Source organism: Sphingomonas sp. 1F27F7B (genome assembly GCF_005503355.1).
Classification (GTDB): Bacteria; Pseudomonadota; Alphaproteobacteria; order Sphingomonadales; family Sphingomonadaceae; genus Sphingomonas.
The window spans coordinates 197,695-211,806 of sequence record NZ_SCMK01000008.1; the positions used below are offsets into that span (position 1 = coordinate 197,695).

Below are 14,112 nucleotides of genomic sequence, written 5' to 3' on the forward strand. Positions count from 1 at the left end.
TGGGGCGCGCCTTCCGGGGAGGCGAACGATGGCCAATCTCTATCGCGTTACACCGTTCATGCACGTGCCGGACTTCGAGAGAGCCGTCTGGTTCTTCACCGAGGTGCTGGGCTTCACGCTCTATTTCCGCACTGCCAACTATGCCTATGTCCAGCGCGAGCAGGCCGCGTTCCGCCTGCTGGAGAATGCCGGCGACGATGGCGCCCCGCCGGGGAACCGCCGCTTCTGCTATTATGTCGACGTGGAGGACGTGGAAGCGGTCGCCGACGAGCTGAGGCCCAAGGCGTCCCTGCTCAACGATGGCGACATCCATGGACCCGTGGACCAGATCTACGGCCAGCGCGAGCTGATGGTGGTCGCGCCGGACGGCAATCTGCTGGTGTTCGGCCAGGATATCTCGAAGCGGTGATCAAAGGGCGACGCTCCCCTCGCCCATGAACCGCGCCCGGGTGACGAAGCCGCCCCCCTCCACCAGGATCTCGTTGAACGAAGGCGGCCGCGCCCGCACCCGCTCGGACAAGGTGCCCGCCCCGATCAGCCGCACGGTGCGCTCGCCGATCCGCCGCTCCACGTCGAACGGATCATGGACATGGCCGGTGAGCACCGCATCCGCACCCGCCCGGGCGAGCGCGGCCAGCGCCTCCGGCCCTCGATGGGTCTCGCTGGTCATCCGCGTGCCGCCCTCCACCAGTGGATGGTGGCAGGCGACGAACACCAGGTCGCCCGCCGGCACCCCCTCGACTTGCGCCAGCGATTCCCGCAACGCCCGCATGCTGACATAGCCCTTCGACCAGTTGAGCCGCCACTGGAAGCGCGCCGTCGTCTTGAGCGGCACCACCGCCACGCCCCGCACGTCGAGCGGCTTCTCGATGATCCGCTCGAGTGTCCGGTAGCGCTTGTAGGGCGTCACGAACCGCGCCCAGAGATTGAACCAGGGCAAGTCGTGATTGCCCACTTCTACCGTCACTGGCCGACCAAGGCTCTTGAGCCACTGCGCCGCGGCCGAGAATTCCCTTGCCCGCGCCTGCATCGTCAGATCGCCGGTCACGATCACCGCGTCCGGCTGCTCCTCCCGCACCCGCGCGGCGAACCAGTCGATCGCGGCGCGGTCCTCCCGCCCGAAATGGAGGTCGCTGACATGGAAGAGCCGCGTCATCGCGATTCCCCGCACGTCGCGATAAAGGCCTTGCGGCTCAGCCCCGCCCTGATCGCGGTGCCCGGCACCAGCGATACCGGCTCGCCGTCGAACAGCGCCAGCACCGGCTTCTTCCCCCGCGGCGCGAGCTCGCCGGCGAGGCTCTCGCTCACCGCCTGCGCCGCCACCCAGTCGCCGGTCAGCCATTCCCAGCCCAGCTGCACGATCGCGCTCCAGTCGCGCGCGTCCACGGCCGCGACGTGCAGCGCGCCTTCCTCGGGCCGGACGAACACTGCCTGATAGCGGCCACCGAGCGTCGGCACGCCGGAGATGCGGATACCGCTGCCGCCAAAGGTACGGTTCCAGGCGACATGCGCCGCCTGGAACAGCCGCTTGAGCGCGCCCTTGCGCACCGCCTCGCGCGCGCGGAACCAGGCAGTGGCAGGCCCCATGATCAGCCCGACGAACGCGCGATGCCCGGCCGCCTCGACATAGGGCAGCGCAATCTTCCGCGTCGCATGGTGCGCCGCCTGGACGATCGCCTGGGGATCCAGCGTGCCGTGCAGCGACCTGGCGAGAAGGTTCATCGTCCCGCCCGGCAGGATCAGGAAGGTGCCCTCCCAGTCCTTCAGCGCCGAAAGCGCGGCGTTGATCGTCCCGTCGCCGGCGAACAGCACCACCGTGTCTACGTCTTCACGCGTGAGCGACGCGCCCTTCGGCATCGCCTCCGCGGGAAATTCGGTGCGGCCGATCAGCGTCAGCCCGCGCGCTTCGAATATCGCTTCGAGCGCGTCGCACTTGGCCCTGGTGGTAGATCCCGAGCCGGGGTTGGTAATGAACCAGAGTCTTTCCATCGGGTTCGCAACGCTCGAGAAACGATATGGCTCAATAGCGGTAGAGCCTGAGCTTCTGGATGCCGAACTGCCCCGGCGGCAGGCGGACGTGCCGTCCCTGATGCGTCTCGTCGCCGTTGAGCTTGCGCCCGGCGATCCATTTGCCGCCGTCGAACCGGCCCTCCTCGACGAAATCCAGCCCCACGCGCGGCTCGAACGTCACCGTGATCCCGCTGCCGGCGACCAGATAATCCTCGCCGCCCAGCCACAGGATGATCCCGCCATGCTCGCCCGGCTCCTGCTTGTCCTTCGGTGTCCAGGGATCGACGAAGTTCACGCTGAGCGCATGGCCGCCCAGGCGCGACAGCTGCGGCATGGTGTCGACCAAGCCCTCGAAGCTCACCGGCGGCGCAAACCCGTCGCGCGCCCTGGCCGCGAACAGCGACGGCGTCAGCTGATCGAGCATCGCGTAGAAGGCACCCAGCCGATCCCTGTCGGCAATGTTCTCGATTGCGAAGGGACTGAAGCCGATCGCCCCGTGCCTGCCAATCGCGCGCATGGCGTTGGCCGGCGCGCGCGGATCGCCCGCCTGGTTGGCCTCGGGCACGAACAGCGGATTGCCGGGCACGGAATAGCCCTCGGCGATGCTTGCGAAGTTCGGGAAATAGATGTCGGGCGAGAGCATGTCGATCGCGGGCGCCGCCGCCTTCCACACCTGCATCAGATGCGCGAGCGGGCCGCCGCTCGGATAGTCGCCCGGCAGCTTGCCGGGCCGTCCCTGCGCACCGTTCACGTACATCGGCAGCCGATATTCGCGCTTGCCGGCCTCGGCCACGGCATTGGCCCAGCTTGCATAATGATGTGCGGTGAACGCCTCCTCATCGCCCTTCCACTGGGCGAAGGCGGCATCGGCCAGCGGACCGTGCTCGCGCGCGGTGGGCAGGAAGCCGATCTCATTCTCCACCTGCACCATCAGCACGGTGTGCCGGCCGCCATCAATCGCCTTCAGATGTTTCATCATCGCCGCAAACGCCCGCGCATCGGCATCGCGCGTCGCCTTGCCGAACACCGACAATATGTCCTGCGGCTGGCCGTCCCTGCCGGTCGAGCGGAGGAAGCGCCTGCCGTCACGCTTCACCCAGGCGGGCGCATAGGTCGACATGCTGTTCTTCCAGCTGCCGAACCAGAGCAGCACCAGCCGCATGTCGTTTGCCCGCGCATCCTCGACCAGCCAGTCGAGGCTGGAAAAGTCGAACCTGCCCTCCTCCGGCTCGATCGCTTCCCAGGTCACCGGCGCGAGCACCGTGTTGAGGTGCAACGCCTTCAACCGCTGCCAGTGCGGCCTGAGCCAGTTGCGATCGGTAGCCGACGAATTGCCGAGCTCGCCCCCGCGAATCAGGAACGGCTCACCGTCGACGATCAGTCGCCCGCCTTCCAGATGCGGTGCCTGGGCCAGGGCAGGTGTGGCCAGGAAAAGGGCGAGCGCGGAGAGCCAGCGGAGCATGGCCCGCACAATAGTCTGATTTAATCGACCATTGGAAGGCGGAGCTTGCGCCGCGCCGTTACCGCGAACGGTACAGCGCTCAAGGTGGCGGAGCAGTGTCCAAATATGTGGGAAAAGCTGGAGCGGGTAGCGGGAATCGAACCCGCGCTAGAAGCTTGGGAAGCTCCTGTGATACCATTTCACCATACCCGCTCGGGCCTGCCGAAATCACCGCTTTTGCCGATTCTGTCAAGCCGCCCGCTCAGTGCCGGAGCTTCAGATGATGCGGCAGCGAGCGGCGCTTGCGGAACAGCAGCTTCAGGCACACCCAGAGCAGCGGCCATTCCCATAGCGAGGGCACGCGATCGGCACACATCATGGCAACAGCCTTTCGATGAAGGCGGGCGGGACCATTTCGGTCAGCCACACCTGGTTGCTCGTCACGAAGAAGGCCCGGCCCGCAGCGGCGAGATCGGCGGCGCGCACGGCGAGGATCACCGGGGCGCCGCGCCGGAGCCCTACCCGCGTCGCGGTGTCGATGCTCTGCGAGAGATGGACATGATGCCGCCGCATCGGCTTCAGCCCCTCCGTCAGGATCGCGGGCAGGAAGATGGCGACCGTACCGTGATAGAGCAGGGCCGGCGGCGCGACCCGCGGCCAGTCGAGCGCAACTTCCACCGAATGTCCCTGCCGTGCCCGGATCCGCGCGGTGTCGCCGGAAAGCTCGAAGCGCTGCTTGTCGCAATTCCCGACCACGCGGAGCAGGTCGAGCCAGTCGCACGCCATGCGTTCGCGCGCAAAGGCGGCGAGCACCGCATCGACATCGGTCCAGCCCTGCGGATCGAGCGTGAGCCCGCCTGCCTCGGGATCGTGACGCAGCCAATAGGACAATGTCTTGGAGCGCCGGATGTCACTCACCGCCGCGCCTCCCGGATCGCGACGGCCAGGCCGTCCCATTCCTGCGCACGCACGGCGTCGATCTGCCGTGCAATGCCGCGTGTCAGCGCTTCCGGCACCGTCACCGCGAAGCCACGCTCGATCAGCCCTTCGACGGCCCAGCGCACGCAATAGTCCGCCGCCACGCCGATCACCACGGCTTCCTCGATTCCGTCATGGCAAAGATAGCTGAAGAAGCGCTCGCGGCCGACCCAGCGATCGCCGCCGATCGGCGCAATGCCGATTCCCGGCTCGGCCCACATGTCGAACACTCCCTTTTCCAGCCGGTAGCAGGGGATGTCGGGATGCACCGCGCGGGGATCGACCACCAGTTCCCAGCCCGGTGCGCCCTTCACGCAATGCGGCGGGAACTCCTTCGCCTCTTCGGAGACAGCATAGATTTCGGGCACGTGCGTATCGAAGGTGAACAGCACGGCAGCCGTCTCCTCGGGCCGCAGCCCGGCCAGCCAGTCCCGCATCGGCGCCACGATCTCCTCCGCGCCCGGCACCGGCAGCGCACCGTCCGCCGCCACGAAATCCCGCTGCATGTCCACCACGATCACGACGTTCTTCATCGAACTTCTCCGTTTCTGCATTTGACATATATCTGATTCGCACATAAGTAAAGCGCAGAACGAATATAAGGGTGATGCAATGGATGAAGCCGCCTTTCTCGAAACCTATGATCCGGCCGCGTTCGAGCGCCCGTCGGTCGCGGTGGACTTGATTCTGATGAGCGTGGTCGACGGCACCCCCGCCGTGCTGCTCACCCGGCGCGACCGGCATCCGTTCCAGGGCAATTGGGCGCTGCCCGGCGGCTTTGTCGGCATCGGCGAGAGCCTGGACGCCGCCGCCCGGCGCGTGCTCGCCGAAAAGGCGCACATGGCCGACGCCTATGTCGAGCAGCTCTACACGTTCGGAGCGGTGAATCGCGATCCGCGCATGCGCATCGTCAGCGTCGCCTATTTCGCGCTGATCCCCGCCGCCGCATTCGCCGCGGCGCTCAAGGCCGCGCCGGCGCTCGCGCTGGCCGAGCTGACCGTGCCGTGGAAGGGCGAGGCTGGCGGCCCGGTCGAAGTCCGCCTCGCCGAAAGCGAACCGCTCGCGCTGGCCTTCGATCACGGCGAGATGCTCGGCATCGCGATGCTGCGGCTACGTGGCAAGCTCGACTATTCGAGTGTCGCCTTCGCGCTGCTGCCCGAGCGCTTCACCCTGCGCGCGCTGCAGGACGTGCATGAGGCGATCCTCGACACCCGCCTGAACAAGCCCGCGTTCCGCCGCCGCATGCTCGATCGCGGCTGGCTGGAGCCGACCGGCGAGCGCGAGACCGGCGCTTCGTTCCGCCCCGCCGAACTCTATCGCTACCGCAACGCCAACCAGGGAGAGCAATGATGGCCCATATCCGCAATTTCCCCTTCCTCGCGCAGCTTCGCGCCGATGCGAGCAACCATGTCCTGCGCTATCGCAAGGGCCGGGTGCGCCAGAGCGGGCGCGGGCTGGTCTTCTGGTTCCGCCCGGAGACCGCCAGCATCGCCGAGCTGCCGATGGACGACCGCGAGACGGCGATCTTCGTCAAGGGTCGCAGCCAGGATTTCCAGACGGTAGCAGTGCAAGGCACGCTCACCTGGCGAGTAGCCGATCCCGAACTGCTCGCCAGCCGCGTCGACTTCAGCATCGGGCTGCGCTCGGGCATCTGGCTGGCCGAGCCGATCCAGCGGATCGAGACGCGCCTCGCCGGCCTCGTCAATCAGGCGGTGCTGCAATATCTTGCCCAGGCACCGGTCCGCGCGCTGCTCGATTCCGGGCCCGAGCCGCTCCGCCTCGCGCTGGAAGCTGCGCTCGCCCGCGATCCCGCGCTCAGCGAAATCGGTATCGGCGTCGCCGCGATCCGGCTGACCAACCTCGCGCCGTCGAGCGAGCTCGAACGCGCGCTGCAGACGCCGACCTTCGAGGCGCTCCAGCAGAAGGCGGACGAGGCGACCTTCGAGCGTCGTGCCCTCGCGGTCGAAAAGGAGCGCGCCATCGCCGAGAACGAGCTCGCCAACCGCACCGAGCTGGCCCGGCGCGAAAAGCAGCTGATCGCCGAAGAGGCCGAAAATGCCCGCACCCGCGCCGCCGGCCTCGCCGAGGCACAGCAGGTGGAAGCCGCTGCCGAGGCCGAGCGTATCCGCACGGTCGAGGGCGCCAGGGCCGAGACGGAGCAGGCGCATATCGCCGTCTATCGCGAGCTGCCGCCCGCGGTGCTGCTCGGCCTCGCCGCGCGCGAGCTGGCCGGCAAGCTCGACACGATCGAGCATGTCAACGTCACGCCCGATCTGCTCGCGAGCCTGGTCGGCGAGTTCCGCCGCGAACCCGCCGCCCCGGCGGCGCTGCCGGCGGCCTGAGACAGGCCATGCCCACCAACAGCCCCCGCGCCGTTTTCGTGACGCGCGAGAGCGACTATGCCGGCCTGCTCGCGCGCCATGCCACGCGCGAGCAGGCGCGCTTCTTCCTCGAGAGCCGCGGCCAGAAGATCGAGACGCTGGAGGAGCGCGACCGCCAGCTCCAGGAGGCGTTCAAGCAGGCCCGCGCCCAAGTGCCCGAAGACTGGCGCCAGACCCATGTCCGGCGCGACGACCTCGATCGTTTCCTGTTCGGTCCCGAGGATGTGATCGTGCCCGTCGGCCAGGACGGACTGGTCGCCAATGTCGCCAAATATCTCGCCGGCCAGCCCGTGCTCGGCATCAACCCCGCGCCGGACCTGTACGACGGCGTGCTGGTCCGCGTGCCGCTCCGCCACCTCGCCCGGCTGCTGCGCGCCAGCATCGCCGGGGCCGCCCCGGTCGAGCATCGCACCATGGTCGAGGCCGTGCTCGACACCGGCGACCGGCTGCTCGCGCTCAACGAAGTGTTCGTCGGCCATCGCAGCCACCAGTCGGCACGCTATGGCATCGCCGACGGCGCCGCGCACGAGGATCACAGCTCGAGCGGCCTGATCGTCGCCTCGGGCACGGGCGCCACCGGCTGGGCCCGCTCGATCATGGAAGCGACCGGCAATCGCCTGCCGCTCGCCCCCCAGGAGCGCGCCATCGCCTGGTTCGTCCGCGAACCCTTTCCCAGCATCGCCACCGGCACCGCGATGCGCGCCGGCAAGCTCGCCGATGCCCCGCTCCAGGTCACTTCGCGAATGAATGACGGCGGCGTGATCTTCGCCGACGGCATGGAGCAGGACTTTCTGGCGTTCGACTGGGGTCGTCGCGTATCGCTGGGCCCGGCGGCCCACGCCCTGCATCTCGTCACCGGCTGAATCCGGAGGAAATCTTGCCCGTCACCGACATCGCCACTCGCGTCTACAATCATGGCTGGCGGCTCGATCCGATCGTCCGCAGCCTGCTCGACACCGATTTCTACAAGCTGCTGATGCTGCAGATGATCCGCCACCTGCACCCGGACGTGCGGGCGACCTTCTCGCTGATCAACCGCACCAAATCCATCCGCCTGGCCGAAGTGATCGACGAGCAGGAGCTGCGCGACCAGCTCGATCACGCCCGCTCGGTGCGCTTCTCGAAGAAGGAGCTGATCTGGCTCGCCGGCAACAGCTTCTACGGCAAGCAGCGCATGTTCGCGCCCGACTTCATCGCCTGGCTCGCCGATTTCCAGTTGCCCGAGTACGAGCTCCACAAGGTCGACGGCCAGTTCGAGCTGCATTTCGCCGGCCCCTGGACGCATACGATGATGTGGGAGATCCCCGCGCTCGCCATCGTCAACGAGCTGCGCTCGCGGGCCGCGCTCAAGGGCAAGGGGCGGTTCGAACTGGACGTGCTATATGCCCGTGCCAAGGCCAAGATGTGGGACAAGGTCGAGCGGCTGCGCCGGCTCCCCGATCTCGTCATTTCCGACTTCGGCACGCGCCGCCGGCATGGTTTCCTGTGGCAGCGCTGGTGCGTCGAAGCGCTGAAGGAAGGACTTGGCAATCGCTTCATCGGCAGCTCGAACGTGCTGCTCGCGATGGACAATGACCTAGAAGCGATCGGCACCAATGCGCACGAGCTGCCGATGGTCCTCGCCGCGCTTGCGGACAGCGACGCGGAAGTCGCCGCCGCCCCCTATCGCGTGCTGGAGGAATGGCGCGCCCATTATGACGGCAACCTCCTGGTCGCTCTGCCCGATGCGTTCGGCACCACCGCGTTCCTGCGCGACGCGCCGGACTGGGTTGCCGACTGGACCGGCTTCCGCCCGGACTCGATGCCGCCGATCGAAGGCGGCGAGCAGATCATCGGCTGGTGGCAGGCGCGCGGGCGCGATCCGCGCACCAAGCTGCTGATCTTCTCCGACGGCATGGACGTCGACAGCATCGAGGCGACCTATCGCCACTTCCATGGCCGCGTCCGGATGAGCTTCGGCTGGGGCACCAACCTGACCAACGACTTCCGCGGCTGCGACCCCGCCGGTGGGCACGACCTCGAGCCGATCTCGCTCGTCGCCAAGGTGACCAGTGCGAACGGTCGCCCGGCAGTCAAGCTCTCCGACAATCCGTCCAAGGCCACTGGCGACCCGACCGAGATCGCCCGCTACCTGCGCATCTTCGGCGGCGAGGGCCGGACGGCGCAGGCGGTGGCGGTTTGAACCGTCTCCCCTCCCCTGCAGGGGAGGGGAGACGGAGCGACGCGCCGAGTCAGAACCCGATCGGGGACGCGGTGCCGGGCCGCGCCGCCGCCTCTGCCCGCAACCGCGCGAGGATGTCCGCCACGCCCTGCGCCGGCCGGTGCCGAAGCTGCCGCGCCACCACCGCGAAATCGCCGGGAGTCAGCCCGTCGAGCCCTGCCGGAGCGTCCATCCCGAAGAAGCGCGCGAACGCCTTTGCCGCGCGTTCGGCCCCGAGCGGCCGCAACGCCAGCTTGAACACGAACCGCCGCAACGTCGCCGGATCGAGCTTCCCCGGATGGTTGGTTGCCGCGACCACCGGCAGCGGGTGCCGGTCCAGCCAGGTGAGCAGCTCGTTGACTTGCCCGACCTCCCAGCTCGCCTGCGCCGTCGTCCGGTCGAAGAGGAGCGAATCCGCCTCGTCGAACAGCAGCACCCCGCCTCGCCGCCGTGCCTCGGCAAAGGCGTCGGCGATGTTCGCCTCGGTCTCGCCGACCCATTTCGACAGCAGGTCCGAAGCCCGCTTGACCACCAGCGGCCGGTCGAGCCGCCGCGCCAGGTGCCAGGCGAGCGCGGTCTTGCCCGTTCCCGGCGGCCCGGTGAGCAGCAGCGAGACGTCGGCCACGCCCGCCCCCGCGATGCCTTCGATCACTTCCGCCACCGGCGGATCGCTTTCGTAGAGCGCCACGTCGAGCGCGCCCGGCCCCGGCTGCGGCAGCTCGCCGCCCCGGAGCGCCTTCACCAGCGCCTCGGCCGAGCGCACGCCGCCATCCGCCTCGCCCGCCAGCCGCCCGGCCCGGGTCGCCACCCGCAGCACCGTCGCCGCCTCGGGCGCGGCGTCGAGCAGCCGGGCGAAGCCGTCGCCCGGCGCCACGCCCTCGTCCGCCGCCACCCGCGCCAGCATCCGCTGCCCGGCGCTGCGCGAAGGCAGGCCGAGCCGCAGCACATGGCTCATCCGCCGCAGGATCGCGCCGTCGACATTGCCGATCGCGTTGGTCGTCCAGATCACCGGCACCTTGTTGGTCTCCAGCATCCGGTTGACGAACACCTTGCTGCCCGTGCGCTTCTGGAACCAGTCGCCGTCGCTCGGGCTGGACTCGCCGATCAGGTCCTCCATCTCGTCGAACAGCAGCGCCGCGCCCCGCCGCCCGCCGAGCACCCGCTGCGACAGCTGCATCGCCGCGATGCGTTCCCAGCGCTTGGGCTCGGCACCGTCCTCGTCCGCTTCCGCCACCGCGTGCAGCCGCGCGCCCGCAGCCGCCGCCAGCGTCCGCGCGAACTCGGTCTTGCCGGTGCCCGGAGGCCCGTGAATCAGCAGGTTGATGCCCACGGCCCGTTCGGCGATCGCGCCGCGGAGCAGCCGGACGAGATAGTCCGCCTCCTCCACCGCGAAATCGTCGAGCCCGAGCCGCGCGACCTGGCAGGTGCCGGCCAGCGCCTCGAGCAGCGGCCGGCCCGGCCGGGGCGCCGCATCGAGCACCCGCTCCAGCGACCAGCTCAGGTTGATCTGGTCCCGGCCCTGATAGTCATGGCCGAAGCTCGCCAGCCCGAGCCGCACCGCCGCCGAGCGCCGGGCCAGCCGCCCGGCATCGACCGGCTCGGCCCCGGCCAGTGCGCCGAACAGCCCGGGCAGGTCGATATCCGCCCGGCACATCGCCTCGACCAGCCCATAGACGCGCGGCACCCGTTCGGCCGCGATCATCAGCTCGAGCAGCGCATGGTCGAGCGGACCGAAGCCGAGCAGCAACGCCAGCTCGTCGGCGATCTGGAGCACCTGCGGGCGCACCTCGCCCAGCGGCTGCCAGCGCAGCGTCGCCGCCAGCAGCGCCTCCCAGCCGATATCCTCGCTCGCTGCCGACGAGCCTGTGAGCCAGTCGACATGCGGCAGCGCCCATTCGTGCACCGCCTTGGCGAGCGGCGCGGTGGCCGGCAGATTCCGGCCGATCCGGCGGAGCATCCGCCGGACGATCTGATGTTCGTGCATAAATTCCCGTGCTCGCCCCGGGCGCAGGCGCGCGTCTTCGCGACGCGCGGCTCGGCCGGCGCGGTTCTCTGATTGCGTTATCGAGACGGATGCTGCGGGCGCCGCTCGGCCCCCACAGCGCTCAGGCGAGCACTATCGGAACGAAGCGACGCAGGGCAGAAGGCCGTTTCGGGCGTTCGTGGCCAACACGTCATTTCTCCACATCGCCGGGCGGAAATGTTCCCCCGGTCGGGGCGGGCTCCTAGCCGCGTTCGCGCCCAAATTCAAGTTTGACCTGCCCCGGTCCGACGCTAGCGTCGCGGCCAGGCAATGGGAGAGACGGGTAATGCGGGTTCTTGCAGGTGCGGCGCTGGTCGCGATGGCGTTCACCGGAACGGCAGCCCGGGCGCAGCAGAACCCCCAGGCCGAGGCCCAGGCACTCGAACTGCTCAAGCGCGGCATCGCCTTCCGCACCGTTGCCGGGCCGGGCAACCAGACGCCCGACTATGCCGCCTATCTGAAGGCCCAGCTCGTCGCCGGCGGCTTCGATCCTGCCGACATCCGCATCGAGCGGATCGACGACACCGCCTGGCTGGCCGCCCGCTATCCGGGCACGGACCGGGCCGCCAAGCCGATCTACATCTCCGGCCATATGGACGTGGTCGAGGCGAAGCCCGAAGACTGGACCCGCGATCCGTTCACGCCGATCGTCGAGAACGGCTATATCTTCGGCCGCGGCGCGACCGACATGAAGTACGACCTCTCGACAATGGTCGCCACGCTGATCCAGCTGAAGCGCGAAGGCTACAGGCCGTCGCGCGACATCATCCTCCTCGCCTCGGGCGACGAGGAAACCAGCATGAAGACCACTGCCGCGATGGCCGAGCAATATCATGACGGCGAGCTGCTGCTGAACATCGACGGCGGCGGCGGCGCGCTCGACGAGCATGGCAAGCCCGAGATATTCGGCCTGCAGGGCGCCGAGAAGACCTATGCCGATTATGAGCTGACCTTCACCAATCCCGGCGGCCATTCGAGCGCGCCGACGAAGAGCAACGCGATCTATTCGCTCGCCCATGCGCTGGCGAAGATCGAAGCCTATCAGTTCCCCGGCGAGATCAACGACATCACGCGCGCCGGCTTCGTCCAGGGCGCCAGGACCGCCGATCCGGAAATGGCCGCGGCGATGCGTGCCTTCATGGCCAATCAGCGGGACGCCAAGGCGCTTGCCGTGCTGCGTTCCGAACCCGGGCTGATCGGCCAGACGGGCACCACCTGCGTTGCCACCATGGTCAATGCCGGCCATGCGACCAATGCGCTGCCCCAGCGCGCCACCGCCAACATCAATTGCCGCATCTTCCCCGGCACCTCGGTCGCGGCCGTCGCGGCAACCCTGACGAAGGTGGTCGGCGATCCCGAGCTCAAGCTCCGGACGCTCGACAGCGGCACCGTCGCCAGCCCCGCCTCGCCGCTGCGGCCCGACTTGATGAAGCTGGTATCGGACGGCATCCACGCCCGCTTCCCCGGCGTGCCGATCGTGCCGGCGATGTCGGCGGGCGCCAGCGATTCGATGTGGTTCCGCGCCAAGGGCGTGCCGAGCTACGGCGTCAGCCCGATCTTCATGAAGGGCTCGGACAGCTTCGCCCACGGCCTCAACGAACGCACCCCGCTCAGCGAGATCGCGCCGTCGATCGTCTATTACAAGTTCCTGCTCAAGGGCCTGACGAAATAGCCTCGCCGCGCCGGCATGCGCTGCCCTCGATCCGCCGCAAGCGTATTAGCTTGATAATACGCATCGGATCGTGCAGAAATCGTCTCCAGCGGGCATCGAGACTGAAGCCCTGGGGGAATCACATTGTCGACAGACGAACCTGGCGGCTCGCCGGCACTGGAGTTGCGCGCGCTCGGGAAGACCTATGGCCGCGGTGCCGGCGCCAAGCGGGCGGTCGATGACGTTTCGCTCACCGTCCGCGGTGGCGAGGTCTATGGCTTTCTCGGCCCCAATGGCGCGGGCAAGAGCACGACGATCCGCATGGCGTTGGGCCTGATCCGCCCGAGCGATGGCGATGCCCTGCTGTTCGGCCGGCCGGTTTCGGACAGGCAGGCGCTGCGCCGGGTGGGCTCGCTGGTCGATGGCGGCACTTTCTATCCCTTCCTTTCCGGGCGCGACAATCTGCGCGTGCTCGCCCGCACCCAGGGCCATGACGGCGCGCGCATCGAGGCGGTGCTGGAACGCGTGGACCTGGCGCGGGACGCGAAGCGCAAGGTGAAGGGCTATTCGACCGGCATGAAGCAGCGCCTGGGTGTCGCGGCGGCGCTTCTCGACGATCCCGATCTCGTGATCCTCGACGAGCCGGCGAACGGTCTCGACGCCGCCGGCATCCAGGATATGCGCACCCTGCTGCGCGGCCTGGCCGCGGACGGCAAGGCAGTGTTCCTGTCGAGCCACCTGCTCCACGAAGTCGAGCAGATCTGCGACCGGGTGGCGATCGTCCATAAGGGACAGTTGCTTCGCGAGGCGACGGTTCGCGAAATGCTCGACCAGGGCGAGGCGCTGCGCATCGAGGCGGAGCCGCTCGATGCCGCGGCCGCCGCACTTGAGGGGCGGTGGCCGTTCGAGCGCATTGCCGGCGCGCTCAAGGTGCGCGCGCGCCGGGCCGAAGCGCCTTCGATCGTGCGCATGCTGGTCGAGGCCGGCGCCGACATCTTCCATATGGGGCCCGACGATCAGAGCCTCGAGGAAATCTTCCTGACCATGACGAGGGACTCCGATGCTTGATGCCGTCCGTGCAGAGGCGCTGAAGCTTCGCCGCCACCGGGCGACCTGGATGATGGTCTGGATCTATCCGATCGCCGTCACCCTGATCGTTGCCGGCGTGCTCATCTACGGCGCGTTCCGGGCGCATGGCGTGCCGGCGCCCGCCCAACCCGCCCTGGAATGGATCCGGGAGAGCACGCCTCTGTGGAAACTCCCGGCCTCGCCTCCCGGACGCTTTCTCCTCGCCGGCTTCTTCGCCGTGGTGTTTGCCGGCCAATATGGCCGGAATACCGGGCAACTGATCATTCCTGGCGGCGCGCGCGGGCCAATCGTCCCGGCCAAACGGGTAGTTTCGCTGGGCATCAGCACGATCGCCCTGTT

At 68.5% G+C, this 14,112-nt stretch carries 14 protein-coding genes and 1 tRNA gene; 8 read left to right on the forward strand and 7 right to left on the reverse strand.

The annotated features are described in order from the left end of the window. Positions 1 to 28: 28 nt before the first annotated feature. Positions 29 to 409 (forward strand): VOC family protein, encoded by a 381-nt coding sequence (locus tag FFS08_RS10005; protein ID WP_137865013.1) that lies wholly within the window; start codon positions 29 to 31, stop codon positions 407 to 409. On the opposite strand, the gene FFS08_RS10010 is transcribed toward FFS08_RS10005, so the two are convergent. From FFS08_RS10010 to FFS08_RS10035, 6 genes are all read right to left on the reverse strand, one after another. Further along, positions 410 to 1,156: a metallophosphoesterase family protein gene (locus FFS08_RS10010; protein WP_137865012.1), complete on the reverse strand. Its 747-nt coding sequence runs from the start codon at positions 1,154 to 1,156 to the stop codon at positions 410 to 412. After that, complete coding sequence (locus FFS08_RS10015) at positions 1,153 to 1,989, reverse strand: diacylglycerol/lipid kinase family protein (RefSeq protein WP_137865011.1); 837 nt, start codon at positions 1,987 to 1,989, stop codon at positions 1,153 to 1,155. Before FFS08_RS10015 ends, FFS08_RS10010 begins: the two co-directional genes overlap by 4 nt. 31 nt (positions 1,990 to 2,020) lie before the next feature. Continuing rightward, entirely contained in the window at positions 2,021 to 3,472 is a 1,452-nt protein-coding gene (locus tag FFS08_RS10020; RefSeq protein WP_171012553.1) for a DUF5597 domain-containing protein, read from the reverse strand. 118 nt (positions 3,473 to 3,590) lie between these two features. Further along, positions 3,591 to 3,664, reverse strand: a tRNA-Gly gene (locus tag FFS08_RS10025). A gap of 162 nt (positions 3,665 to 3,826) precedes the next feature. Further along, positions 3,827 to 4,369, reverse strand: coding sequence for an RNA 2'-phosphotransferase (locus FFS08_RS10030; protein ID WP_212741985.1), 543 nt, complete (start codon positions 4,367 to 4,369; stop codon positions 3,827 to 3,829). Then, positions 4,366 to 4,962 carry a cysteine hydrolase family protein gene (locus FFS08_RS10035; protein ID WP_137865008.1) on the reverse strand — a complete coding sequence of 199 codons (597 nt, stop codon included), beginning with the start codon at positions 4,960 to 4,962 and terminating at the stop codon, positions 4,366 to 4,368. Before FFS08_RS10035 ends, FFS08_RS10030 begins: the two co-directional genes overlap by 4 nt. Before the next feature lie 79 nt (positions 4,963 to 5,041). Between FFS08_RS10035 and FFS08_RS10040 the strand changes: the two genes are divergently transcribed. Genes FFS08_RS10040 through pncB form a run of 4 tightly spaced genes read left to right on the forward strand, consistent with a single transcriptional unit; the run spans position 5,042 to position 8,992 of the window. After that, entirely contained in the window at positions 5,042 to 5,779 is a 738-nt protein-coding gene (locus tag FFS08_RS10040; RefSeq protein WP_137865007.1) for an NUDIX hydrolase, read from the forward strand. Continuing rightward, entirely contained in the window at positions 5,779 to 6,771 is a 993-nt protein-coding gene (locus FFS08_RS10045) for an SPFH domain-containing protein (protein WP_137865006.1), read from the forward strand. Before FFS08_RS10040 ends, FFS08_RS10045 begins: the two co-directional genes overlap by 1 nt. Before the next feature lie 8 nt (positions 6,772 to 6,779). Further along, a complete protein-coding gene (locus tag FFS08_RS10050; protein WP_137865005.1) occupies positions 6,780 to 7,673 on the forward strand; it encodes an NAD(+)/NADH kinase in 894 nt (297 codons plus the stop codon). Between the two features lie 14 nt (positions 7,674 to 7,687). Then, positions 7,688 to 8,992 (forward strand): nicotinate phosphoribosyltransferase, encoded by a 1,305-nt coding sequence (gene pncB, locus FFS08_RS10055; protein ID WP_137865004.1) that lies wholly within the window; start codon positions 7,688 to 7,690, stop codon positions 8,990 to 8,992. 49 nt (positions 8,993 to 9,041) lie between these two features. Here the strand turns inward: pncB and FFS08_RS10060 are convergent, their stop codons facing one another. Beyond that, positions 9,042 to 10,994: an AAA family ATPase gene (locus FFS08_RS10060; RefSeq protein ID WP_137865003.1), complete on the reverse strand. Its 1,953-nt coding sequence runs from the start codon at positions 10,992 to 10,994 to the stop codon at positions 9,042 to 9,044. 325 nt (positions 10,995 to 11,319) lie between these two features. Between FFS08_RS10060 and FFS08_RS10065 the strand changes: the two genes are divergently transcribed. The 3 genes from FFS08_RS10065 to FFS08_RS10075 form a co-directional block, all read left to right on the forward strand. Beyond that, positions 11,320 to 12,705: a M20/M25/M40 family metallo-hydrolase gene (locus FFS08_RS10065; protein ID WP_137865002.1), complete on the forward strand. Its 1,386-nt coding sequence runs from the start codon at positions 11,320 to 11,322 to the stop codon at positions 12,703 to 12,705. Positions 12,706 to 12,828: 123 nt separating this feature from the next. Continuing rightward, positions 12,829 to 13,752, forward strand: coding sequence for an ABC transporter ATP-binding protein (locus FFS08_RS10070; RefSeq protein WP_212741986.1), 924 nt, complete (start codon positions 12,829 to 12,831; stop codon positions 13,750 to 13,752). Between the two features lie 49 nt (positions 13,753 to 13,801). Then, positions 13,802 to 14,112 (forward strand): hypothetical protein (locus tag FFS08_RS10075; RefSeq protein WP_137871830.1); only part of this gene is annotated, 311 nt, incomplete at its 3' end.

Bases quoted from the DNA above. Each gene is read 5' to 3' on its own strand.
- FFS08_RS10005 (WP_137865013.1), top strand. From the start codon at position 29: ATGGCCAATCTCTATCGCGTTACACCGTTCATGCACGTGCCGGACTTC.
- FFS08_RS10010 (WP_137865012.1), bottom strand. From the start codon at position 1,156: ATGACGCGGCTCTTCCATGTCAGCGACCTCCATTTCGGGCGGGAGGAC.
- FFS08_RS10015 (WP_137865011.1), bottom strand. From the start codon at position 1,989: ATGGAAAGACTCTGGTTCATTACCAACCCCGGCTCGGGATCTACCACC.
- FFS08_RS10020 (WP_171012553.1), bottom strand. From the start codon at position 3,472: ATGCTCCGCTGGCTCTCCGCGCTCGCCCTTTTCCTGGCCACACCTGCC.
- FFS08_RS10035 (WP_137865008.1), bottom strand. From the start codon at position 4,962: ATGAAGAACGTCGTGATCGTGGTGGACATGCAGCGGGATTTCGTGGCG.
- FFS08_RS10040 (WP_137865007.1), top strand. From the start codon at position 5,042: ATGGATGAAGCCGCCTTTCTCGAAACCTATGATCCGGCCGCGTTCGAG.
- FFS08_RS10045 (WP_137865006.1), top strand. From the start codon at position 5,779: ATGGCCCATATCCGCAATTTCCCCTTCCTCGCGCAGCTTCGCGCCGAT.
- FFS08_RS10050 (WP_137865005.1), top strand. From the start codon at position 6,780: ATGCCCACCAACAGCCCCCGCGCCGTTTTCGTGACGCGCGAGAGCGAC.
- FFS08_RS10060 (WP_137865003.1), bottom strand. From the start codon at position 10,994: ATGCACGAACATCAGATCGTCCGGCGGATGCTCCGCCGGATCGGCCGG.
- FFS08_RS10065 (WP_137865002.1), top strand. From the start codon at position 11,320: ATGCGGGTTCTTGCAGGTGCGGCGCTGGTCGCGATGGCGTTCACCGGA.